Source organism: Citrobacter sp. wls710, from assembly GCF_005281115.1.
Lineage (GTDB): Bacteria > Pseudomonadota > Gammaproteobacteria > Enterobacterales > Enterobacteriaceae > Citrobacter > Citrobacter werkmanii.
In genome coordinates, this window is the sequence record NZ_SZXD01000007.1 from 304,175 (window position 1) to 326,908 (window position 22,734).

At 54.3% G+C, this 22,734-nt stretch carries 17 protein-coding genes; 3 read left to right on the forward strand and 14 right to left on the reverse strand.

Annotated elements, in window-relative coordinates:
- Positions 1 to 2 precede the first annotated feature (2 nt).
- From secD to queA, 4 genes are read right to left on the reverse strand one after another with little or no spacing between them, the layout of a single operon-like run.
- Positions 3 to 1,850 carry a protein translocase subunit SecD gene (gene secD / locus FDX14_RS03625; RefSeq protein ID WP_071888113.1) on the reverse strand — a complete coding sequence of 616 codons (1,848 nt, stop codon included), beginning with the start codon at positions 1,848 to 1,850 and terminating at the stop codon, positions 3 to 5.
- 27 nt (positions 1,851 to 1,877) lie between these two features.
- Positions 1,878 to 2,210 carry a preprotein translocase subunit YajC gene (gene yajC, locus FDX14_RS03630; protein WP_003021544.1) on the reverse strand — a complete coding sequence of 111 codons (333 nt, stop codon included), beginning with the start codon at positions 2,208 to 2,210 and terminating at the stop codon, positions 1,878 to 1,880.
- 22 nt (positions 2,211 to 2,232) lie between these two features.
- Complete coding sequence (gene tgt / locus FDX14_RS03635; RefSeq protein WP_003021535.1) at positions 2,233 to 3,360, reverse strand: tRNA guanosine(34) transglycosylase Tgt; 1,128 nt, start codon at positions 3,358 to 3,360, stop codon at positions 2,233 to 2,235.
- A 53-nt stretch (positions 3,361 to 3,413) separates the two neighbouring features.
- Positions 3,414 to 4,484, reverse strand: coding sequence for a tRNA preQ1(34) S-adenosylmethionine ribosyltransferase-isomerase QueA (gene queA / locus FDX14_RS03640; RefSeq protein WP_137349003.1), 1,071 nt, complete (start codon positions 4,482 to 4,484; stop codon positions 3,414 to 3,416).
- A 90-nt stretch (positions 4,485 to 4,574) separates the two neighbouring features.
- Between queA and acpH the strand changes: the two genes are divergently transcribed.
- Positions 4,575 to 5,156, forward strand: coding sequence for an ACP phosphodiesterase (gene acpH / locus FDX14_RS03645; protein WP_042310128.1), 582 nt, complete (start codon positions 4,575 to 4,577; stop codon positions 5,154 to 5,156).
- A 168-nt stretch (positions 5,157 to 5,324) separates the two neighbouring features.
- Complete coding sequence (locus tag FDX14_RS03650; RefSeq protein WP_003021524.1) at positions 5,325 to 5,927, forward strand: peroxiredoxin; 603 nt, start codon at positions 5,325 to 5,327, stop codon at positions 5,925 to 5,927.
- A 47-nt stretch (positions 5,928 to 5,974) separates the two neighbouring features.
- On the opposite strand, the gene FDX14_RS03655 is transcribed toward FDX14_RS03650, so the two are convergent.
- The 5 genes from FDX14_RS03655 to FDX14_RS03675 form a co-directional block, all read right to left on the reverse strand.
- Positions 5,975 to 7,372 carry a DUF3999 domain-containing protein gene (locus FDX14_RS03655; RefSeq protein ID WP_137349004.1) on the reverse strand — a complete coding sequence of 466 codons (1,398 nt, stop codon included), beginning with the start codon at positions 7,370 to 7,372 and terminating at the stop codon, positions 5,975 to 5,977.
- The gene (locus FDX14_RS03660) at positions 7,369 to 9,990 is read right to left on the reverse strand and encodes a DUF2339 domain-containing protein (RefSeq protein WP_137349005.1); all 2,622 of its coding nucleotides are present in this window, start codon (positions 9,988 to 9,990) and stop codon (positions 7,369 to 7,371) included. Before FDX14_RS03660 ends, FDX14_RS03655 begins: the two co-directional genes overlap by 4 nt.
- 136 nt (positions 9,991 to 10,126) lie before the next feature.
- Positions 10,127 to 11,995 carry an amidohydrolase gene (locus FDX14_RS03665; RefSeq protein WP_137349006.1) on the reverse strand — a complete coding sequence of 623 codons (1,869 nt, stop codon included), beginning with the start codon at positions 11,993 to 11,995 and terminating at the stop codon, positions 10,127 to 10,129.
- A 21-nt stretch (positions 11,996 to 12,016) separates the two neighbouring features.
- Positions 12,017 to 12,562, reverse strand: coding sequence for an antibiotic biosynthesis monooxygenase (locus FDX14_RS03670; protein WP_042310136.1), 546 nt, complete (start codon positions 12,560 to 12,562; stop codon positions 12,017 to 12,019).
- A 103-nt stretch (positions 12,563 to 12,665) separates the two neighbouring features.
- Positions 12,666 to 13,307: a hydrolase gene (locus FDX14_RS03675; protein WP_042310138.1), complete on the reverse strand. Its 642-nt coding sequence runs from the start codon at positions 13,305 to 13,307 to the stop codon at positions 12,666 to 12,668.
- A gap of 273 nt (positions 13,308 to 13,580) precedes the next feature.
- Here FDX14_RS03675 and FDX14_RS03680 point away from each other — a divergent pair, with 273 nt between their 5' ends.
- Positions 13,581 to 14,483, forward strand: a complete 903-nt coding sequence (locus FDX14_RS03680; protein WP_042310140.1) for a LysR family transcriptional regulator — start codon at positions 13,581 to 13,583, stop codon at positions 14,481 to 14,483.
- On the opposite strand, the gene malZ is transcribed toward FDX14_RS03680, so the two are convergent.
- The 5 genes from malZ to phoB form a co-directional block, all read right to left on the reverse strand.
- Positions 14,477 to 16,291: a maltodextrin glucosidase gene (gene malZ, locus FDX14_RS03685; RefSeq protein ID WP_042310143.1), complete on the reverse strand. Its 1,815-nt coding sequence runs from the start codon at positions 16,289 to 16,291 to the stop codon at positions 14,477 to 14,479. The genes FDX14_RS03680 and malZ overlap by 7 nt on opposite strands.
- A 139-nt stretch (positions 16,292 to 16,430) precedes the next feature.
- Positions 16,431 to 17,804 carry a proline-specific permease ProY gene (gene proY, locus FDX14_RS03690; protein ID WP_042310145.1) on the reverse strand — a complete coding sequence of 458 codons (1,374 nt, stop codon included), beginning with the start codon at positions 17,802 to 17,804 and terminating at the stop codon, positions 16,431 to 16,433.
- Positions 17,805 to 17,883: 79 nt separating this feature from the next.
- Positions 17,884 to 19,203 (reverse strand): branched-chain amino acid transporter carrier protein BrnQ, encoded by a 1,320-nt coding sequence (gene brnQ, locus FDX14_RS03695; protein ID WP_038638153.1) that lies wholly within the window; start codon positions 19,201 to 19,203, stop codon positions 17,884 to 17,886.
- Between the two features lie 1,376 nt (positions 19,204 to 20,579).
- Entirely contained in the window at positions 20,580 to 21,875 is a 1,296-nt protein-coding gene (phoR, locus tag FDX14_RS03710; RefSeq protein ID WP_137349008.1) for a phosphate regulon sensor histidine kinase PhoR, read from the reverse strand.
- Positions 21,876 to 21,925: 50 nt separating this feature from the next.
- Positions 21,926 to 22,615, reverse strand: a complete 690-nt coding sequence (gene phoB / locus FDX14_RS03715) for a phosphate response regulator transcription factor PhoB (RefSeq protein WP_003021496.1) — start codon at positions 22,613 to 22,615, stop codon at positions 21,926 to 21,928.
- Between the last annotated feature and the right edge of the window lie 119 nt (positions 22,616 to 22,734).

Below are 22,734 nucleotides of genomic sequence, written 5' to 3' on the forward strand. Positions count from 1 at the left end.
CCTCAGATTGACAGCTTTTTGACGCGCTTGCCGCCATACAACAGGTTTACGATGGCACGTGTACCGACAATTGCGGTAAACATCGACGTCGCTACCCCAATACCGGTAGTAATCGCGAACCCTTTAATTGCCCCAGTGCCGACTGCGTACAGGATAATGACCTTAATCAGCGTCGTAATGTTCGCATCGAAGATGGAGCTAAATGCGCCGGCATAACCTTCATTGATGGCCTGCTGCACCGAACGACCGTTACTCAACTCTTCTTTGATACGTTCGTTGATCAGTACGTTAGCATCGACCGCGACGGCAAGGGTTAAGACGATCCCCGCAATCCCCGGCATACTCAGCGTAGCTCCCGGCAACAGCGACATAATGCCGACAATCAGCACCAGGTTAGCGATCAGCGCGCTGGTCGCAATCAGGCCGAACTTCTTATAGAAGAAGATCATGAACAGGATAGACACCACCAGACCGGCCAGACAGGCTTCCAGACCCTGTTTGATGTTCTGCATACCCAGGGTTGGGCCGATGGTACGTTCTTCAACAATCTGAATCGGCGCGATCAACGCACCGGCACGTAACAGCAGAGAAAGCTGACGCGCTTCGTTCGGGTTGTTGATACCGGTGATACGGAAGCTGTTACCCAGGCGAGACTGGATGTTGGCGATGTTAATCACCTCTTCCTGTTTCACCAGCACGGCGCGACCGTTGGCATCTTTCTTACCGCTGTCTTTGTACTCCACAAACAGGGTCGCCATCGGCTTACCGATGTTGTCCTTGGTGAAGTTGGACATGATGTTACCACCCGCGCTATCCAGCGAGATGTTAACCTGCGGCTGATTGTATTCGTCCTGGCTGGAAGTGGAATCGGTGATATGGTCACCGGTCAGGATCACGCGTTTGTACAGCACAACCGGCTGACCTTCACGAGACTGTTTCACTTCCGAATCACCCGGCACGCGCCCGGATGCCGCAGCAGACTGGTCAACGTTGGTGTTTACCAGGCGGAATTCCAGCGTCGCGGTTGCGCCCAGAATTTCTTTCGCGCGCGCGGTATCCTGAATACCCGGCAGTTCGACGACAATACGGTCAGCACCCTGACGTTGTACCACCGGCTCAGCAACACCCAACTGGTTCACACGATTACGCAGAATATTGATGTTCTGCTGTACCGCGTATTCACGGGCTTCACTCAGGCGCGCATCGGTCATCACCGCACGCAGAGCATTGCTGCCCTGGCTGGAAATAACCAGATCCTGGTGACGCTTGCTCAGATAAGAGATAGCTTCATCACGGGCGCTGCTGTCACGAAAGGTGATGCTCAGGCCGTAGTTATCTTCTTTACGAACGGTAGTATAAGGAATGCCTTTTTCACGCAGATCGCTGCGCAGGCTATCGATATTTTGTTCCTGCAATTTACTCAGCGCGGTGTCCATATCCACTTCCATCAGGAAGTGAACGCCGCCACGCAGGTCAAGACCGAGTTTCATCGGTTCTGCGTGAATGGCAGCCAGCCAGCGCGGGGTTGCCGGAGCAAGGTTAAGCGCCACGACGTATTGATCGCCCAGCACGCCCATCAGCACTTCACGTGCGCGCAGTTGGGTATCAGTGGAGTCGAAGCGCGCAAGAATAGCACCCTCTTCCAGAGCCACAGACTTAGGTGTGATTTTATCTTCTTGTAACGTTTTCTGGACCTGGATCAGCGTTTGCTCACTGGCGGCGGCACCGCGCACGCCAGTGATTTGAACAGCCGGATCCTCACCATACAGGTTGGGAAGTGCGTAAAGCAGGCCGACGACAATCACGACGACCAGCATAATGTACTTCCACAAAGGATAACGGTTTAACACGGCAGTTCCCTTTGGGAAAACAATAAATTACAGCGCCTTCATGGTGCCTTTCGGCAGAACGGCAGCTACGAAATCACGTTTAATAACCACTTCAGTGGTGTCGTTCAGCGCGATAGCGATGTAGCCAGATTCTGCTACTTTGGTCACGCGACCCACCAGACCACCGTTGGTCAGGACTTCATCGCCTTTCGCAATGGAGTTCATCAGGTTCTTGTGTTCTTTGGTACGCTTTTGCTGTGGGCGCAGGATCATGAAGTAGAAAATCAGACCAAACACCACCAGCATCAGAATCAGAGACATCGGGCTGCCCTGCGCCGGAGCACCTGTTGCCGCTACCGCATCAGAAATAAAAAAGCTCATTCAAATTCCCTCATTATTAAAATTAATCAACGTTCACAGGTGGAACTGGTCGACCCTGACGTTGGTAAAAATCGGTCACGAAGCTCTCTAATTTACCCTCTTCAATAGCCTTGCGTAAACCCGCCATCAAACGCTGGTAGTAGCGAAGGTTATGAATCGTGTTGAGACGCGCGCCCAATATTTCGTTGCAACGGTCGAGATGATGCAAGTAAGCGCGCGAATAATTGCGACAGGTGTAGCAATCACACTCAGCATCGAGCGGACTGGTGTCGCTTTTATGTTTCGCGTTACGAATTTTTACCACGCCGTCAGTCACAAACAAATGACCATTACGGGCATTTCGCGTTGGCATCACGCAGTCAAACATATCGATACCACGACGCACACCTTCAACCAGATCTTCTGGTTTGCCGACGCCCATCAGGTAACGCGGTTTATCTGCCGGAATCTGTGGGCAAACATGCTCCAGAATGCGGTGCATATCTTCCTTCGGCTCACCGACAGCCAAACCGCCGACAGCGTAGCCATCAAAGCCGATATCTACCAGACCTTTGACGGAGATATCACGTAAATCTTCGTAAACGCTGCCCTGAATGATGCCAAAAAGCGCATTTTTGTTGCCGAGACTGTCAAAACGGTCGCGACTGCGCTTCGCCCAACGCAGAGACATCTCCATTGAGCGTTTAGCATAGTCCCAGTCGGCCGGGTACGGTGTACATTCGTCGAAGATCATCACGATATCGGAACCGAGATCGTATTGAATCTCCATTGACTTCTCAGGATCGAGGAAAATCGGATCGCCGTTGATCGGGTTGCGGAAATGCACGCCCTGCTCGGTGATCTTGCGGATATCGCCCAGACTGAAAACCTGGAAGCCGCCGGAATCGGTAAGGATTGGCCCTTTCCACTGCATGAAATCGTGCAGATCGCCGTGCAGCTTCATGATTTCCTGACCCGGGCGTAGCCACAGGTGGAAAGTGTTGCCGAGGATTATCTGCGCGCCGGTGGCTTCAACTTCTTCCGGCGTCATGCCTTTTACGGTGCCGTAAGTACCGACCGGCATAAATGCAGGCGTTTCCACTACGCCACGATCAAAAACCAGGCGGCCGCGACGCGCGCGACCGTCTGTGGTGTCCAGTTCAAATTTCATCTTAACTCCTGCGTCAGAAAAACAGTCCGACGTTAAATACTCATGCCGGAAATTTATTCCCCGACACGCTCAGAAATAGCCTGCGGATTGTACGTGATAAACATCGCATCTCCGTAACTAAAAAAGCGATATTCCGCTTTTACCGCTTCATGATAGGCGTGCATGGTGTTTTTATAACCAGCAAACGCAGAAACCAGCATGATCAGCGTCGATTCCGGCAGGTGGAAGTTGGTGACCAGGGCATCAATCACCTGGTATTTATAGCCTGGATAAATAAATATCTGCGTATCGCCGAAGAACGGCGCAATGAGATCGTTTTTGGCAGCCTGCGCCGCGCTTTCCAGTGAGCGAACGGACGTTGTGCCCACGGCTATCACGCGGTTGCCACGCGCTTTCGCCGCCAGCACCGCGTCAACCACATCCTGCGGCACTTCCGCATATTCAGAGTGCATAATGTGGTCTTCGATGGTGTCTACGCGCACCGGCTGGAAGGTACCCGCGCCGACGTGCAACGTAACGAACGCCATTTCAATGCCTTTATCGCGCAGTTTCGCCAGCAGCGGCTCGTCAAAGTGCAGCCCCGCGGTCGGCGCAGCGACGGCACCCGGTTTTTCACTATACACGGTCTGGTACAGCTCGCGGTCGGCGTCTTCGTCCGGGCGGTCAATATACGGCGGCAACGGCATATGGCCGATGGCGTTGAGGATATCAAGCACGCTGCGTTCGTCGTCAAACGCCACTTCAAACAGCGCGTCGTGACGGGCGACCATCGTCGCTTTGATACTTTCATCGTCGCCCAATAGCAGCTCGGCACCCGGCTTCGGCGCTTTCGAGGCGCGAATATGCGCCAGAATACGTTTATCATCCAGCATGCGTTCGACCAGCACTTCAATCTTGCCGCCACTGGCTTTACGGCCAAACAGACGCGCAGGAATAACGCGGGTATTGTTAAAGACCAGCAAATCGCCAGGGTTGAGCTTATCGAACAAATCGGTGAAAGTACCGTGCGTCAGCGCGCCCGTCGGCCCGTCCAAAGACAGCAAGCGGCAGCTACTGCGCTCAGCTTGCGGATAGTGGGCAATCAGGGATTCGGGTAGTTCAAAGGTGAAATCGGTAACGCGCATGACACTGACTCAGACTAAAATAAGAGGCGGGTAGTCTAGTGCCGGGGCGTTCTCCCTGCAACCTTTACCCCTCTGGATAAACGTTTAACTATGAATTTTCTTGCGCACCTGCACTTAGCACATTTAGCGGATAGCTCACTTTCCGGCAATCTGCTGGCCGATTTTGTTCGCGGTAACCCGGCAGCCAGTTTTCCCCCTGACGTGGTGGAAGGCATCTTCATGCACCGTCGTATCGACGTGATGACCGATAACCTGCCGCAGGTGCGTGAAGCCAAAGAGTGGTTTCGTAGCGAAACGCGCCGCGTCGCGCCAATTACGCTGGACGTGATGTGGGATCACTTTCTGTCGCGCAACTGGTCGGAAATCTCCCCAGACTTCCCATTAGCGGAATTTGTGCGCTATGCCCGCACCCAGGTGACCACGATTTTGCCAGAATCGCCGCCGCGCTTTATTAACTTAAACAACTATATGTGGTCAGAAAAATGGCTTGAGCGCTATCGTGACATGGATTTTATCCAGAACGTCCTGAACGGCATGGCCAGCCGCCGTCCGCGTCTCGATGCCCTGCGCGACTCATGGTATGACCTGGATACGCATTATGATGCCTTAGAAGAGCGTTTCTGGCAGTTTTATCCGCAAATGATGGAACAGGCGCGACATAAAACCCTTTGATGGTAACCCGCATAACGCGCCGGATAAGCAGTAGCGGTCATCCAGCAACAGATTGATAGACAAAACCTGTCTCATTGATTGCCAGCGCCTCTTTGTCTTATTCTCAAACACTCTCTATACTGGCCCGCGTTGCGTTCCAAAAAACCCTTAACATTGCAGGAGAATTATATGGTACTGGTAACTCGTCAGGCTCCGGATTTCACAGCAGCTGCGGTACTGGGTAGCGGTGAGATCGTTGAAAACTTCAACTTCAAACAGCATACCAACGGTAAAACCACCGTTCTGTTCTTCTGGCCGATGGACTTCACCTTCGTTTGCCCGTCTGAACTGATCGCATTCGACAAACGTTACGAAGAATTCCAGAAGCGCGGCGTTGAAGTTGTTGGCGTTTCTTTCGACTCAGAATTTGTCCACAACGCATGGCGTAACACCCCTGTCGACAAAGGCGGCATCGGTGCGGTGAAATACGCAATGGTTGCTGACATCAAACGCGAAATCCAGAAAGCCTACGGCATTGAGCACCCGGAAGCAGGCGTTGCTCTGCGTGGTTCTTTCCTGATCGACGCTAACGGCGTTGTTCGTCACCAGGTGGTTAACGATCTGCCGCTGGGTCGTAACATCGACGAAATGCTGCGCATGGTTGACGCGCTGCAGTTCCACGAAGAGCACGGCGACGTTTGCCCGGCACAGTGGGAAAAAGGAAAAGAAGGTATGAACGCGTCTCCAGACGGCGTGGCAAAATACCTGACCGAGAACGTTTCCAGCCTGTAATTGGCATGAATCGTAAGAGGCCCGCAACGCGGGCCTTTTTTATTGGTTTATGTCGGATTACCCTTTTTCACTTCACGCCAGATTCGCCACGCCATCAGCGCCAGGACGGCGACACCAAGAATTAACGCCCCCCACACCAACAGCGTTTTCCACTGGCTTTGTTGCTCAGCTACTGAGGTTGCCGTCAGCCGCCCCTCACCGCCCAGAGTAACTGGTTCATCCTCCAAAGCCTGCGGCATTTTGTCAGGATCGTTGTGCTTACGTAACGCCTCCGGGATCAGCATCGCCAGACTGACGCTCGCGGGTTCCGCCGCTTTGTTCCCCCATGCCAGGATAAACGGGCTTTGGCCTTGTGCGTTAAAAATCACTTTATAGCTGTCGCGCTCCCCTCTCAGTACGGGTAAAGTGTCAGGCAAACGCGCCTGAAGCGTCGTCATCCGGACCGCCTCAACTAACTCACCGGAGAGCGGAATATTATCCGAATACTGATTTTCCAGATTGTAGAGAACCGTTCGGGTTAAAGGCTGCCAGGCGTCTTTTTCTGCTTTGCGCCATTCAAGTTCAACCGGCAATACGCCTTCGTTATCCAGTGAAATCTTTAATGAGGTCAACGGTTGCGGCCTGGACCAGCGCCAAATCGCCTGGTTTTCGGCAATTTTCTCCGCTTCAGCATCCATCGAAACAGGCCGGGTAAGCGGAGGCTCCTCACGGGTTATCGCACTCACTCCGGTCAGATTTAACGCAGGACTTTGCGAATCAAGAATCAGCAACAGCCAGGGGATACCATCAGCAGACATGCGCAAATCATCGACGCCTAAGGTGTCCATTTTCAACCGGTCGTCGCTATGCGTCAGATCCATCAGCGGCGCATTTCCTGTCATCAACCTCCAGTCACGCAAATCACGGCTGTAATAGAGCGATGCCGTTCCCTGCCAGTTTTTCGCAGGCGCATCCCAGTTCAAACGCAACTGGGACAGCAATGGCGTCTCTTTGACATCGTCTGGCAAGGCAATTAAATAACTCTGCCCGATGGATTGCAGGTTTTCACTTTCGAAGCGAATTTCAATGCCATTTTTAGCACGAAGCAGGACCGCAGGTCTTTCATCATCGTGCTTTGGCGTCACCGGTTGTGCCGTAGAATCAAACGGAAAAAGGCGCAGAGGAATCGTTCTGGGGGACGTTGCCTGCGCTTTTTCTGCCAGTAGCGTGAAAGGCACCACATCGCCCTGGCGGTTGAACACTCTGATATCACGTAAGTCCGGCCAGACCGCCTCGTGGTATACTTCTAATGGCAGAGGGAGGCTATACCATTGCTCTGAACCCGGCGTTAAGAGCTTCACGCCCTTCGCGTAGTCTGCTGGCGCATCCGTAGCCGTATTACTGCCCCACGCCGCGCTGGTTGCTCCTAACAGAGCACTCCAGAGAACCGCTTTAATCCATTTCATTTTTCTTCTCCAGCTTTGGGCGGTAAAGGTGAAAAATACCCGATAATCAGCACCAGAATGGCGACGCCGATAAACGCGACCGCGCGCGCCAGGCCGCCGCCTCCCGCGCTGTCCACCAGCATCAGTTTAATTATGACTATCCCCAGCAAAACGGCTCCACACAACCATTCCTGCCGCGAGCGACGCCGGGTTGCCTGCAGCATCACCACCAATGCCGCCAGCATCCAGAACAGAGCAAAACAGGTTTGAATCAGCCGCGAATCCCACAGGGCGTGTACATTCCACGCAACTTCGCCATACCAGGACAATGCGCGCAGTAGCAGGCCATTAAGCCACCAAAAACCGAGCGCCATCAGCGCCACAACCGGCCATGGGCGGCACACCGAAAGCTGCACCGGGAAATAGCGTTCAGACACGCGATAAAACACAACCAACCCTAGCAGGGCAAAAGCTGCGCCCTCTTCCAGCGGGTTGAGCAACGGCAGATATGTCTGACGATAAACCACGCCATCCTGTAAATTCGTCAGCACGAGCAGACCGACCAGTACCAACGCAACAGGAACCATCGCCTGAACAGAATATAAGGCCGGCCAGATACGAAATGGCCAGAGCCTGCGCTGAACAGCTTGATAAACCAGGAAAATCAGCAATCCGCCAGCCGCCATCATCAGGCCGCTTCCCCACGCGTCTCGCCCCCACGGTAGCGCCTGGGCGAACCAGAACAGCTCAACCGCCAGCGCCAGTACAATCATCCAGAAGAATGACAAATGCGCCAGCCGGGAAAGCGTTGGCGGTAATATCTGTGCGTCACGCCAGAGCAGCGCCACTGCAACAAATAGCGCCGCACACCAGGCAAGATTCGGCCAGCCCGCGGCAAAAATCTGCTGCAAAGAGATCTGATACATCAGCATCACCAGCATCGTCGGCCACAACAGCCATTTACTGGCATCCAGCTCCCACCATGCCAGGCGACCAGCAATCGTTCGCCAGCCCCAGACCGATACCGCCATTAATGCCAACACGCCAGAAAGCACCCACCGCTCCTGCTTCAGGATGAGCTGCGAAACTGCAACGAGTGCAATAATCCAGAAAAGCAAACCGCCAGCGAGTAGCCCCCAACTACCCTGTATCCGAATGTTGCGCCATAGCCATGCGGCAGCCAGCCAACTGAGGCTAAGCACGGCAAATATCAGCATCACTGAGAGCGCATTTATGCCGTTCGCCAGCGCCCATAGTGCGCTACCCACGGCCAGCACGAGCAGCGCCGTACCGCTATAACTCATACGTCGCTGCTGCTGTTGGATACCCAGCCAGAGGATCCCAAGTCCCTCCAGCGACCAGGCCATCGCCGTCCAACGGGCTGAAAGCGCCAACGGGATAGCCAGGGTGGTAAATGCGCCGCCAAGCGCCAGGGCGGACAATACCAGCGGTCTTCCCAGAGAAGATGAACGCCGCAATGCCAGCGTCGCCAACACCAGATAGAAACCACCGTAGCCCAGCGCGCTGAGCGCCGGACCATATGCCATATGCCGGGTAATGGCATACTGCATGCCAAAACCTACCAGCGGAGGGGCAAACAGCAGCACGCCATCAATAATCTGTTTGCCTTTTTCCTGCGCCCGAAGGGACAGCGCCACGCTCAGCACGCCAAAAATAATGGTGTTGGCGATCAGGAACAGTTGGCAGCTCAGGTAATACTCAGGTCGATAGTCCTCCAGCCCCCACAAACCGCCAACGCCAAAGGTAAACAACAGGCCGAGCAGATTCAGCTCCCGCCAGTGCTGCCAGATGCTGATAGCGAGAATACCGACCGAGAGCAGAAGATAGAAAGAGAAGAGCGCGACATGACTGCCGCCGCCGGAGGAAAGCAGCAGCGGCGCGAGATAGCCGCCAAGGCTGGCCAGCATCGCCAGGCTGAGTGCCTTTTGCAAAATAGCCAGACCCACGCTCGCCGCGCAAATCGCCACCAGCAGCGCAAATGCCAGCGTCATTGGCAGCATTTGCCACAGCCGGAACGCGCCAAAGACGGTGAGATAGAGTGCTCCCGTCGCCCCGCCCTGTAAGATCAGCGCATAGACCTGTTGCTTATGCCGCAACCGCCAGCCCAGCGCCAACAGGACAATAGCAAACAGCGCGGCCGCCACCAGGCGCAGCTCAAGCGGAAACAGAGAATGTTCGACGGTGTAACGCAGCAGGAAAGAAAGTCCCAGGAACAAGAGCAATATACCGAGCTTTGCCAACGGGTTGCCCTGCATAAACCAGCGCACCAGCGATGATATCACCCCGCCAAAAGCAGAAGGCCGCTGGGCGTTGGGCGTGGAGACCGCCGCTTTATCCGGTTTTTGCTGTGAAGACCACGGGTTAACGGGTTCAGGCGTCGGCTCAGCGTCAGGTTCCGGCGCCACGCTGCTCATCGCAGGCGTTGGCGCATCGGCGGCAGCCTGTGCCACAGACTCTGACGCTACACCGCGCAGCTCAAGTTCCTCTACCCGACGGCGCAAGGCCGCCAGCTCAGAACGTACCGCCGCACTGCGTTTGTATGCCACGATCGCGAGACCAGGAACCACGACCAACGCGAAGAATAAAACAATGCAGCCAAGGGTTAGCAGCTCATCCATGTTTCCACCTTCACTGTGTAAAGACAGACCAGAATGACACAAATTGTTGCAGTTGTGCCATATCTGTTAACACTATGACCCGCTTTTCAGAAAATCCAATCAGCCCCTGCGTTTGGCCAGGGGCTGTGATGAGAGATTAAAACGCGAAGCAGGAACAACCCAGCGCGCCCCAGAAAGCCCTGTCATCTGACACCGGAATCCCCGACTTACGCGCGATGTCATGCTGATGACCGTGTACGCCGCAGCTACCACAGCACTGGTGCATCTGTACCATTGCGCCAATTTTCGCCGCAGCAGGCGGCGCTGAGCGATAGTGCCCCGGCACCTTAACCACCGGCGACCAGTCCGGCACAATCGGAATGGCTGGCGGTGCCAGCGGAGTGAAATGACCGGCTGCGTACACGACTTTACCATCGACAATAGTCATCACCGACTCGATGCCTTTGATCTCTTCTTCCGGCACACTGAAATAGTCTTTAGACAGCACCACCAGGTCGGCCAGTTGATCTTTCTCGATGCGCCCTTTCTTACCCTGTTCGCTGGAGAACCAGGCGCTACCGGCCGTCCACAGTTCCAGCGCCACGTCGCGCGGCAGACGATTGTTATCATCGTACATCGCCATTCCGCCAACGGTGCGGCCCGAAACCAGCCAGTAGAGTGCGGTCCACGGGTTATAACTGGCTACGCGGGTGGCGTCAGTCCCCAGCCCTACCGGAACATCAGCCGCCAGCATTTTCGCCACCGGCGGCGTATGTTTGACCGCGTCTTTGCCATAGCGATCGACAAAATATTCGCCCTGGAACGCCATACGGTGCTGAACCGCTATCCCGCCGCCCAGCGCTTTTACGCGCTCGATATTGCGTTCGGTAATCGTTTCGGCGTGATCGAAGAACCAGTGCAGACCATTGAACGGGATATCGCGATTCACCTTCTCGAACACATCCAGCATGCGGCTAATGGATTCATCATAGGTGGCATGCAGACGGAACGGCCAGCGGTGCTCCACCAGGTGGCGAACCACGCGCTCCAGCTCATCTTCCATACCTTCCGGCAGATCCGGGCGTGGTTGCAGGAAGTCTTCAAAATCAGCGGCCGAGAAGACCAGCATTTCCCCAGCCCCATTAGCACGGTAGAAGTCGGTGCCCTGTCCAGGCTTGAGCATATCGGTCCAGCGTTCAAAGTCCTCCAGCTCCTGCTTCGGACGCTGGGTAAACAGGTTGTAGGCTATGCGCACCGTCATCTGCTTGTTGGCGTGCAACTGCTCAATGATCTCATAATCTTCCGGGTAGTTCTGGAAGCCGCCACCCGCATCGATGGCGCTGGTCAGTCCCAGGCGGTTCAGCTCGCGCATAAACTGGCGGGTCGAATTGACCTGCATTTCCAGCGGCAGCTTTGGCCCTTTCGCCAGCGTCGAATAAAGGATCATAGCGTTGGGTTTGGCGATCAGCATTCCAGTCGGGTTGCCGTTGCTATCACGCACAATCTCACCACCTGCCGGATCCGGCGTCGCTTTGGTGTAGCCGACGGCTTTCAATGCGGCGCGATTCAGCAACGCTCTGTCGTACAGATGCAGAACAAATACCGGCGTATCTGGCGCGGCTTCATTCAGTTCTTCCAGAGTTGGCATGCGCCGTTCGGCAAACTGGAATTCGCTCCAGCCCCCCACCACGCGCACCCATTGCGGCGACGGTGTTCTGTCAGCCTGCTCTTTGAGCATGCGTAGCGCGTCCGCCAGCGACGGTACACCTTCCCAACGCAGTTCCAGGTTGTAATTCAGACCACCGCGAATCAGGTGCAGGTGCGAATCGTTCAGACCCGGGATCACCGTATGTCCTTGCAGATCGACAATCTGCGTCCCTTCGGCGGCCAGGCTCATGATCCGATCGTGGTTACCGGTCGCCAGGATCTTCCCGTTGGCGATCGCTACCGCCTCGACCTGTGGGCTTTGTTTGTCGAGAGTATGAATTTTTCCGTGAGTGAGAATCAGTGTGGCAGTTTGCGACATAACAATCTCCTGAAAAACCGGTCAGGCTTTTTTCAGCCATCCGGCAAACAGACGGGTTACGATGGGCATCCAGAACCAGACCACCAGCGCAACCACACACGCATCATTGATAAGATGCAGGAGTAACGAGCCCTTCATTGCAGGCAGCACAATGCCGGTCAACCACGGCACCAGGTTAGTGCTGGGAAAAATCACCAGCAGAGTGATCAGGAACTGTTTCCAGCGTCTGGGTTGCCGTACATGGGGCGCGGGCGGCGTAAACCAAAACGCCGCTTCGGTACGAATTTCGGTTTTATCACCTTCCGCCAGCAGCGGAGCTATCTCTTCCACCAGCACACGGCGCGTATCGGACTGGGTCCAGTTGTACAGATGCTCCAGCGTGTCGAAGCGGATAATAATGTTCCACAGATTCTCGCCATCCGTAGGACGAATCACATTCGCTCCGAGATGACCGGGAAACTCGGCCGCCACCGGCATGATTTTCCCCAGCCATTGCTCATACCGCTGCGCCTGCTCAGGCTGCAGGGTATGGGTAATCACCAACGTCACATGTTTGTTCTGCGCCATGAAGGATTCCTTGTTGAAGGAGAATGGCGGGATAGCCCGCCATCAATATCAATACACGAGATCTATAACGATGCATTCAGGCAGCATGAAGGATGCCGTGTATTCAGGCTTTACGTTCCGGCGCGCCGTGCACCATGGTATAGGCGTAATCCACGCCCATACCGTAGGCGCCGCTATGCTCGCGTACCAAATCCATTACGGCGTCGTAGGTTTCTTTGCGGGACCAGTCGCGCTGGTACTCAAGAAGAACCTGTTGCCAGGTTACGGGGACTGCGCCCGCCTGCACCATCCGGTCGATGGAACGCTCGTGGGCATCCACAGACGTGCCGCCGGAAGTATCGGTCACCACATACACTTCATAACCCGCTTCCAGTGCCATCAACGCCGGGAAAGTCAGGCAGACTTCGGTCCACAGCGCGGAGATAATCAATTTCTTGCGTCCGGCCGCTTCCACGGCTTTCACAAACGCCGCATCTTCCCAGGAGTTCATAGAAGTGCGTTCAATAGGTTTCACATCAGGGTGAACCGCTAACAATTCCGGCCAGATATAGCCGCTAAAACTTTTTGTTTCCACAGAGGTATATATCACCGGAACATTAAATATCTTGCCGGCTTTCGCTAATGCCACGGTATTATTTTTCAAAGTCTGGCGATCAATATTTGCCACACCAAATGACATTTGCGGCTGATGATCAATAAAAATCAGCGTAGAGTTTTGAGGATCAATCAGTTCCCGAATAGACATAATACACCTTCTTAATCAATGAGTTAAAAGGCAACGGTCTGTATCTGCCGTCAGCAGCAGGATCCTGAATCAGAAAGCTTGTTGAGTATAGCGGGAAATTTCTAACGAGTTATTAAAGAAAACTAACCATCCTGTGAAACTATTAATTCTGTGTTGCGATATATCCTAAACAACATCAAAAAAATGCGCATGACTCATCTAATTTATTCACTGGCATTGTTTTTCTTCATTAGGTACAACAGAGTAGTTTATTTTTCAGGATATTTTCTGCTTATGCGCATCAATCTGGATGTTTTGCTCATCCTCGACGCACTCGACAAACAGGGTTCATTTGCCGCAGCAGCCGAATCGCTGTTTAAAACCCCTGCGGCACTCAGCTATATGATTCAAAAGCTGGAAAGCGATTTGAATATCGAGCTGCTTGACCGCTCCGGGCACCGGGCGAAATTTACCGACACCGGGCTGATGATGCTGGAAAAGGGACGTTTGCTGCTGAGTGCGGCCAAAGATCTCGAAAAGCAGGCGGTACAGCTGAGTTCAGGCTGGGAAAAAGAGCTGGCGATTGCGCTGGACGACTCTTTTCCTTTCGCCGCGCTGCTGCCCATTATTGATGAATTTCACGCGCTGAATAAGCAAACCCGTCTGAGTTTTACCCACCATACGCTGGCGGGCTCCTGGGAGGAGCTGACCCATAATGGCGCAGACATCATTCTGGGGGCGATTAATGAACCGCCAACGTCAGCCGCCTGGTCCTACAAAATGCTCGGCACGCTGGATAATGTATTTGTCGTGGCACCCGAACATCCGCTGGCCGCCGCGCCGGACGGCCTGACAAACGAACAGCTGTGCCTGCATCGGGCCATTGTTATCAGCGACAGCGCCCGCTTTTGCCATCCGCTACAAACCAACCTGATGGAGGAGCAGGCGCAGATTCGTGTGGATGACTTCCACAGTAAAGTGATGTTATTGCGAGCTGGCATGGGCTGCGGGTTTCTCCCCCGCCACATTGCCAGCCCGTGGCTTGCCACAGGCGAACTTGTGGAAAAAAGGGTCATCTCATTTCGCCAAAAAGATGTGGCCTATATGGCATGGCGCAACAGCCGCGACGGGCTGGCGCAGCGCTGGTGGCGAGAAACGCTGCTGGCAAGCCCGGAGATTGCACGCTTGTATCAATGACCCATCCACACCGAGGCGGAGATAGCCGGCAGCGTCAGGATATCGTCAGCGAGCAGGCCGTTACCCTCCTGGTGCTGCCATTGAGCGACACGCAGTAGTGGCGAGACTGGCAGGACCACTTCGCAGGCGTGGCCACGGTTAATCGCCACCAGCACGCGCTGGCGGTTGAGTACCCGCACAAACACCACCACGTTATCCTCGGCGTAAATCACCTGACAACCGCCATGGCGTAACGCCTGGCTTTGATGGCGTAATTTAGCCAGCCGCTGATACAGCGCCAGCAAGGTAGTGTCCTGTTTTTCAGCTTGCCACGGGAACGGCTTACGACAGAACGGATCGTTATTGCCGTCCAGCCCCACCTCATCACCGTAATAAATACACGGCACGCCTGGCCAGGTAAACAGCCACACCACCGCCAGCGGTAAACGCGCCACGTCTTTGCCAAGCAACGATTTAAAACGGGCGGTATCGTGGCTGTCGAGTTGATTGAACATCCGCAGTTGCTGCTGATGCGACAGACCCGCGCGGTAGTTATCCATCCACGCCATACAGGTTTGGGCATCAATAGATTGCGGGTCGTACGAGATATCAGTATTGGCCAGAAATCCCCAGATGGGGAAAGTAAAACCGCGATAGTTCATGGCGGCATCTTCCGCATCCGCCTGCAACCACTGACGCGCATCACCAAAATGTTCACCCACCACATACGCTTCAGGCTGGGTTTCTTTTGCCGCCTGCGTAATCCCCGCCACATGGTGCAGGTTGTTGCGCGCCCCGCCGCCCTCTCCCAGCATATGCACGACATCAAGACGCCAGCCGTCCATACTCCACGGCGCTTTCAGCCAGTGACGAACGATACTGTCTTCCCCGCGATAAATTTCATTGATCAGGCTTTGCGAACAAAAATCCAGCTTGGGTAGGCTGGCATAGCCCAGCCAGTCCAGCGCCACACCGTCGGCAGAGAAATGATACCAGTCACGCCAGGGGGAGTGCGGGTTGTAACACGCTCCATCCGTCCCACGGTTATGCCGATCAAACCAGGGGTGTGAATCGCCGCTATGGTTAAAGACACCGTCCAGAATCAGACGCATGCCCTGCTGTTGCGTGTTGTGGCGCAAGCGCAGAAGCGCGTTGTCGCCGCCAAACTGTGGATCAACATGACGGTAATCTTCGGTATCGTATTTATGCACGCTCGGCGCGGTAAACACCGGGTTCAGATACAGCGCCGTAACCCCTAACGTTTTCAGATACGGCAGCTTTTCGCTGATGCCGTCCAAATCGCCGCCATAAAATGTCGATCCTCCGGCCTGAGCGGTCAGTGGTTCATCCCACTCGCGACGCACGATGTCATGCCCGGCTGCGTGGTGATAATAGACGTTTTGAGCCGACTCACTCGACTGGCTGCGGGCAAAGCGGTCCGGGAAAATCTGATAGAAAATCTGGTCAGCTACCCACTGCGGACCGTTATCCGGCACATCAACAGCAAACTGCTCCAGACGCGCAGGTGGAAAACGACTGAATCCCTGCGGGGTAAACCACAGCTGACGATCGGGCCACAATAATTTAAAACTATAGCGCCGACGAGGTTGGCCGCTGGCAAGATCGATCGCCGCCCGCCACGCGGTTACGCCCGGCTGCGGCTGGCTGCGCAGCTTGTGCATACCCAGCGAAATTTCTTCGTTATCGTTTTCTGCACGTAGCGTCACCCGCTGAGGTGGATTTTCCCCCGCCAGCCATAATGTAATCGACAGTTGATCTTTGTTTTGCTTAACAAATGGGGCAACCGGAAGGTGCCAGGCGTTCAACATCACGTATCCCCTTTGATGAAAATGAAGCCACCTTGCCATAGCAAAGAGCAGGATCACTCATCATCTTAACGTTTATTGGGGGAGGAGTTCGGGGGAGGAGAAAATTGCCGGGCGACGCGATGCGTTACCCGGCAAAAAATTACTGTACTTCAGCCAGTTGACGCTCGCGGCGGCGTTTAAATACCCAGCCCACCAGCAGCAGGGCAATCCACGCGAAACCAACGTACAGTGAAATGCGGGTATCCGGATGGTAGCCGATAAGCGCGATGATAAAGACGAGGAAAATCAGGCCAACAACGGTCGTTGTCACCCCACCAGGTACTTTAAATTTCAGCGCCTTGACCTCTTCCGGCGGCAGACGACGGCGGAAGGCAATCTGCGACAGCAGGATCATAATCCACACCCATACCGTGGCGAAGGTCGCCAGTGAGGCGATCACCAGGAAGACGTTTTCCGGCATAATGTAGTTAAGATAAACCGCAAACAGCAGCGCGATAGTCATCACCATCACCGTGACCCACGGCACGCCACGGCGCGAGGTCTTAGCGAACATTTTCGGTGCGCTCCCCTGCTCTGCCATACCGTGCAGCATACGCCCCACGCCGAAGACGTCAGAGTTGATAGCCGACAGCGATGCGGTCAATACGACAAAGTTGAGAATCCCGGCGGCAAAGGTAATGCCCATATGCTGGAACGTCAGGACGAACGGACTCCCGTCGGTGCCAACCTGGTTCCACGGGTAGATAGACATAATGACAAACAGCGTCCCCACGTAAAACACGAGGATACGCATCGGTACGGAATTGATAGCGCGCGGAATAGATTTTTCCGGGTCTTTCGCTTCACCTGCGGTAATCCCGATAATCTCAATACCACCGTAGGCGAACATCACCATTTGTAGCGACATCACCATGCCGAGCCAGCCGTTGCTGAAGAAACCGCCGTTGCTCCACAGGTTATGGATACCGGTAGGTTGCCCGCCGTTGCCAATGCCCCAAATGATGATGCCGAAACCGGCGACAATCATGATGATGATGGTGGCGACTTTAAAGAACGAGAACCAGAACTCCAGCTCGCCAAACACCTTCACGCTCATCAGGTTGATGGCGCAAATAATCAGCACCACGCTGAGGACCCAAATCCAGTGCGGAACGGCAGGGAACCAGACCCCCATGTAAATGCCGAAGGCAGTAACGTCGGCAATGGCGACAATCAGGATTTCAAAACAGTAGGTCCAGCCGGTAATGTAACCCGCCAACGGCCCGAGGTTTTCCTGCGCGTAGCGCGAGAAAGAGCTGGCTGCAGGATTATGCACAGACATTTCGCCCAGCGCGCGCATGATGATATATGCAGCAGCGCCGCCGATAATATAGGCCAGCAACACGCTCGGCCCCGCCATTTTGATCGCGTCGGCCGAGCCGTAAAACAGCCCGGTGCCAATTGCCGAGCCTAATGCCATAAAGCGAATGTGCCGGGTGCTCAGCCCACGCTTTAGCTTGTTATTACTTTCCATCGATTCCTAACCTGTTAACACAATAAAAAAACCACGGGGCCATATTAATAGCCCCGTGGTTAAAACTTATTGTCAGTGATTAGTGCGCGCTGGAGGTCACTTGTCGACCCGCGGCGCGATCCCAGATAATTGCCAGGATCACCATCACGACTGTTGGCATCAACCACGCCAGCCCTTGTTCCGCCAGCGGTAAACGCTGGGTCCAGGCCGGTAACACGTCGCCAATTGCAGAAGCTTTAATGCCATCAAGGATACCAAAAATCAGGCTGATAAACATCGCAGGTGCAATGACGCGGGAAGAATTATGCCACCATGAGCGGGTAAAACTTAATACAACCAGTGCGATACATGGCGGATAGATAGCCGTCAGCACCGGAATAGAGATCTGAATCAGATGGCTCAGGCCCAGATTAGAGACCACCATCGAGAAGCCGCCGAGGATAAATACCAGCGTACGATAAGACAGAGGAACGTACTGGGCAAAGAACTCTGCGCACGCACAGGTCAGGCCAACCGCAGTCACCAGACAGGCGATGAAAATCAGCGCCGCCAGCAGGAAGCTTCCTGCGCCGCCAAAGGTGTGCTGAACATACGCATGCAGAATCGCCGCGCCGTTAGCTGACTGATCGACCAGAATCGCACTATCGGAACCCAGACGGAACAACGCAAGGTACAGCAGCGTTAAGCCCACACCCGCCATCAAACCTGCCCAAACGGTGTAACGGGTCAGCAGACGCGACTCGGTAACGCCACGCGAGCGGGCGGCGTTAACGATAACAATACCAAACACCATTGCGCCCAGCGTATCCATGGTCAGATAGCCATTTACGAAACCATTCGAAAATGCTGCGGTTTGATAGGCTTCCATCGCATTGCTGATCGGGCCTGCCGGCCAGACAATCGCGGCGACAGACAGTACTACCAGCGCGAGAATTTTCAGCGGAGCAAGGAAGTTGCCGACGGTATCCAGCAGTTTGCCCGGATACAGCGACACCAGAATAACAATCGCAAAATAGACCACGCTGTAGATGAACAGCGGCAGCGCGGAATCACCGGTCAGCGGCGCAATCCCGACTTCGAAAGAGACCGTTGCGGTACGCGGCGTCGCAAACAATGGACCAACCGCCAGATAGCAAACGGTAGCCAGCAGCAACCCAGCAACCTTACCGATAGGCGTACTCAGGCTGTCCACACCGCCACCGACTTTCGCCAGCGCGACAACGGTAAGTACCGGCAAACCAACGGCGGTAATCAAAAAGCCAAAAGCCGCAGTCCAGACGTGTTCGCCTGCCTGCAAACCAACCATTGGAGGGAAGATGATGTTACCTGCACCAACGAACAGTGCAAATGTCATAAATCCCAAAGCGATAATATCGCGCGATTTTAACTGATGGGTCATAAAGTCTTACTGCCTGTGGATGTGGTGTTGAAAACAATAAATTTTTGCCTTTCCCTGGGGGACAATACAGCGGCATTTTTGCTCAATTCCAGCGGGAAACACTCCCGACCTGGCGCGGCGAAGAATAGTTTTTCGATTTACCGCGTAAATGCAGTCGGTATGACAGCATCTGGAGCGCAATTTAAACGCTTATAACGTTTTAAAGCAAGGTGGGATCCAAAAACCAGAACAATATAGCGATATGAAAATTCGAGTCAGCACAAAACACCATTTCATGGAAAAAGGTATGGGTAATAGTTCGAACAAAAAACAATCAAACGTCGCAAAATTCAGGATGTAACTATTGACCACATAAAAAAACCAGCTCGCGCATAGTGCTGCTCCGTGAACGCCTCAGTTTCAGAAAGCATCAACTTGTGCACTCTCAGAGCAAGGGTTCCGTTCACCTTATGTTCATCTTTTCTCTGAAACACCGGTTCCTGTGAACGTGTAAAGGGCGTTCTCCGCCACGCCCTTTACAATCCCGGCTCCCGGCGGGAAAATTGTTGCTGTGCAATACCCTCCGCTTATTCCTTCAGGCTATCGGGCCGGGCGCGAGGTAGCGTCCCTGCAAAGCGCGCCCTGAGCCAGCATCCATGCTGGCTCTCCCGGCCTTACGGAAACACGTCGGCAATTTTCAGCCGGACCTGCCTACACCTGACCTCCTGCACTTTTATTTGAATATATTTGAACAGCAAAAAGATTTTGCTGGAAGTCAGAGCGTTGAAGCGATGACCCGGTCCGGCTGAAAATCGATGAGGCGTTGACGGCTGACCGGGTCTGCCCGCAGGGATGCGGGCAGAGGGGACGGCCTGCATGGACGCAGGCTCGGCCCCGACCCGACAGGCAGACGGCATAAGACGAATAACTCGCGCAGCGACGATTTTCCCGCCGCGAGCCTGGGATGCAAGGGAGGCGGCGGGGAGCCTCCCTTGCATGAGGCGTTGACGGCTGACCGGGTCTGCCCGCAGGGATGCGGGCAGAGGGGATGGCCTGCAGGGACGCAGGCTCAGCCCCGACCCGACAGGCAGACGACATAAGACGAATGACAAAATTGCCGGGAGCAATTTTGAACAGCGCTTGCGATGGCCCCGAAGGGGTGAGCCCCAGGGATGGGGCGAATAATCGCGCAGCGACGATTTTCCCGCCGGGAGCCAGGGATGCAAGGGAGGCGGCGGTGAGCCTCCCTTGCACGTTCACGGGTATAGCGATATCAGAGAAGCAATGCACATAAGGTGAACGGAAACTTATTCAGGGCAAAACATTCTCCATACATGCTTAACGGAACGGAATTTAACTCGCGCTGGCTTTTGGAAAGATTATCTTACGAATACGGGTTAATCGTTACTTTTGGTCATTAAACGTTCCGGGATGACGAAACTAAATCGCGTCCCTTTGCCCGGCATACTTTCGATATTCAGGCGGCTATCGTGATGTTGCAGAGCATGTTTCACGATAGCCAGACCCAGTCCACTCCCGCCCGTTTGTCGGGATCGCGCTTTGTCCACACGATAGAAGCGTTCGGTCAAACGAGGAATATGCTCCGCAGCAATACCTGGCCCATTGTCCTCGACGCTAAATTCCGCCCCGGAGGCAATATGCTGCCAGCGCACGGTGATGTGCGTACCCGCGGGGGTATGATTCACCGCGTTATACACAAGATTCGAAATAGCGCTACGCAGTTGATCCTCATTTCCACGCACGCTCAGGCGGCTATCAATATCAAAAGTAAACGTATGATTATTCTGACTCAGCGTTTGCGCCTCGTGTTCAACCACGCGCAGCATCATCGGCACGTCCACCTTCTCATTGAGCAGCAGCACTGGCGCGGCCTCTATTTTCGACAGCGTCAGCAACTGCTTGACCAGCCCTTCCATGCGGTACGTTTGCTCACGCATGGTATGCAGCGCTTTTTCGCGCGTCGTTCCTTCCAGTGGATGCTCCTGCATCATTTCCAGGTAACCTTGTAGCACCGTCAGCGGCGTACGCAACTCATGGCTGGCGTTGGCAAAAAAGTTACGCCGCGAACCTTCCAGTTGGTGCATCTGGGTAACATCGCGCGCGACCATCAGCAATTGCTTATCGGTATAGGGCATCACGCGAATTTCCAGATGCCGCCCGGTATTGAGCACCAGATTGATTGGCCGACTAAAATCACGCGTTTTCAGATATTGCGTGAATTCCGGGTAGCGCAGCAGGTTAAGAATATTTTGCCCGCTATCGTCCGGCCAGCGCAGTCCCAGAACCTGCTGGGCCAGGCCGTTACACCAGAAAATGCCGCCCTCTTCAGTCGTCAACACCACCGCATCGGGTAGCGATTCCGCCCCACTGCGAAAACGTTTAATCAGATTACCCAGTTCCCGGCGGCGCTTTTTGTTGCGCAGCTGCATTTGGTGCAGCCCGTACAGCAACGGCTCCCAACTTCCGCGCCCCGGCGGCGGGGTCATGCTTCTGTCGACCCATAACCACCAGGACAAGCGTAATAAATTCCAGAAATGCCAGACAAGCAGGCCGGTTACCGACGCCAGCAAAAACCAGGGCAGGTAACCAAAAAAAGCGCTAAGGATAAACGCCGGAATGCAGCAGAGGATCAGCTCCAGTACCAGCCTTTTCCATGACAATCGTTCTAGCAAACGTCTTACTCCATTAACAGCCTAATCCATCAGGCCTATATTCATGTCAGTCAGAAGCGGGTCGAAAAACGATATCCCGTCCCACGAACCGTCTGCACCATACGATCGTGTCCACTGTGCTCCAGCGCTTTACGCAAGCGGCGGATATGCACATCCACTGTCCGGTCTTCCACGTACACATTGGTACCCCAGACATGATTGAGTAATTGCTCACGACTATAGACGCGTTCAGGGTGGGTCATAAAGAAGTGCAACAGTTTGAATTCTGTCGGCCCCATATCCAACGGATCCTCGCCGGTCATCACGCGATGCGAGGTTGGGTCAAGGCTCAGCCCCTGCATCTCAATAACTTCTTCCACCGCCATGGGGGAAATACGACGCAGAACCGCTTTAATACGCGCCACCAGCTCCTTGGGAGAAAACGGCTTAGTAATATAATCATCCGCACCCGTTTCCAGACCCCGGACGCGATCTTCCTCTTCTCCCCTTGCCGTCAGCATCATGACGGGAATATCCCGCGTCATCGCTTCGCGCTTGAGATGTTTAATAAACTGTAGGCCCGAGCCGCCGGGTAGCATCCAGTCAAGCAGGACGAGATCCGGCCAGGGTTCATTGAGTTGGTTCACAGCACTGTCATAGTCTTCGGCTTCTACGGGTTGAAAACCGTTTTGCTCGAGCACGAAGCAGACCATTTCACGAATTGGAGCTTCATCTTCTACGACCAGAATACGTCTCGCCATGATTTGCCCTGTTTATAATTAAATCGTTTGCCATCAATACGGTGCCATTATGCGTCAGTTTTATGACAGATTTATGAAAAGATAGTCCAGGTTTAACGCAGCCCCGCGAATTATGACAG

Excerpts from the sequence above, each read along its gene's own strand:
- FDX14_RS03660 (WP_137349005.1), bottom strand. The coding sequence starts at position 9,990 with ATGGATGAGCTGCTAACCCTTGGCTGCATTGTTTTATTCTTCGCGTTG.
- FDX14_RS03680 (WP_042310140.1), top strand. The coding sequence starts at position 13,581 with ATGCGCATCAATCTGGATGTTTTGCTCATCCTCGACGCACTCGACAAA.
- FDX14_RS03655 (WP_137349004.1), bottom strand. The coding sequence starts at position 7,372 with ATGAAATGGATTAAAGCGGTTCTCTGGAGTGCTCTGTTAGGAGCAACC.
- yajC (WP_003021544.1), bottom strand. The coding sequence starts at position 2,210 with ATGAGCTTTTTTATTTCTGATGCGGTAGCGGCAACAGGTGCTCCGGCG.
- FDX14_RS03670 (WP_042310136.1), bottom strand. The coding sequence starts at position 12,562 with ATGGCGCAGAACAAACATGTGACGTTGGTGATTACCCATACCCTGCAG.
- brnQ (WP_038638153.1), bottom strand. The coding sequence starts at position 19,203 with ATGACCCATCAGTTAAAATCGCGCGATATTATCGCTTTGGGATTTATG.
- FDX14_RS03675 (WP_042310138.1), bottom strand. The coding sequence starts at position 13,307 with ATGTCTATTCGGGAACTGATTGATCCTCAAAACTCTACGCTGATTTTT.
- proY (WP_042310145.1), bottom strand. The coding sequence starts at position 17,804 with ATGGAAAGTAATAACAAGCTAAAGCGTGGGCTGAGCACCCGGCACATT.
- acpH (WP_042310128.1), top strand. The coding sequence starts at position 4,575 with ATGAATTTTCTTGCGCACCTGCACTTAGCACATTTAGCGGATAGCTCA.
- FDX14_RS03665 (WP_137349006.1), bottom strand. The coding sequence starts at position 11,995 with ATGTCGCAAACTGCCACACTGATTCTCACTCACGGAAAAATTCATACT.
- FDX14_RS03650 (WP_003021524.1), top strand. The coding sequence starts at position 5,325 with ATGGTACTGGTAACTCGTCAGGCTCCGGATTTCACAGCAGCTGCGGTA.
- phoB (WP_003021496.1), bottom strand. The coding sequence starts at position 22,615 with ATGGCGAGACGTATTCTGGTCGTAGAAGATGAAGCTCCAATTCGTGAA.
- queA (WP_137349003.1), bottom strand. The coding sequence starts at position 4,484 with ATGCGCGTTACCGATTTCACCTTTGAACTACCCGAATCCCTGATTGCC.
- tgt (WP_003021535.1), bottom strand. The coding sequence starts at position 3,360 with ATGAAATTTGAACTGGACACCACAGACGGTCGCGCGCGTCGCGGCCGC.
- malZ (WP_042310143.1), bottom strand. The coding sequence starts at position 16,291 with ATGTTGAACGCCTGGCACCTTCCGGTTGCCCCATTTGTTAAGCAAAAC.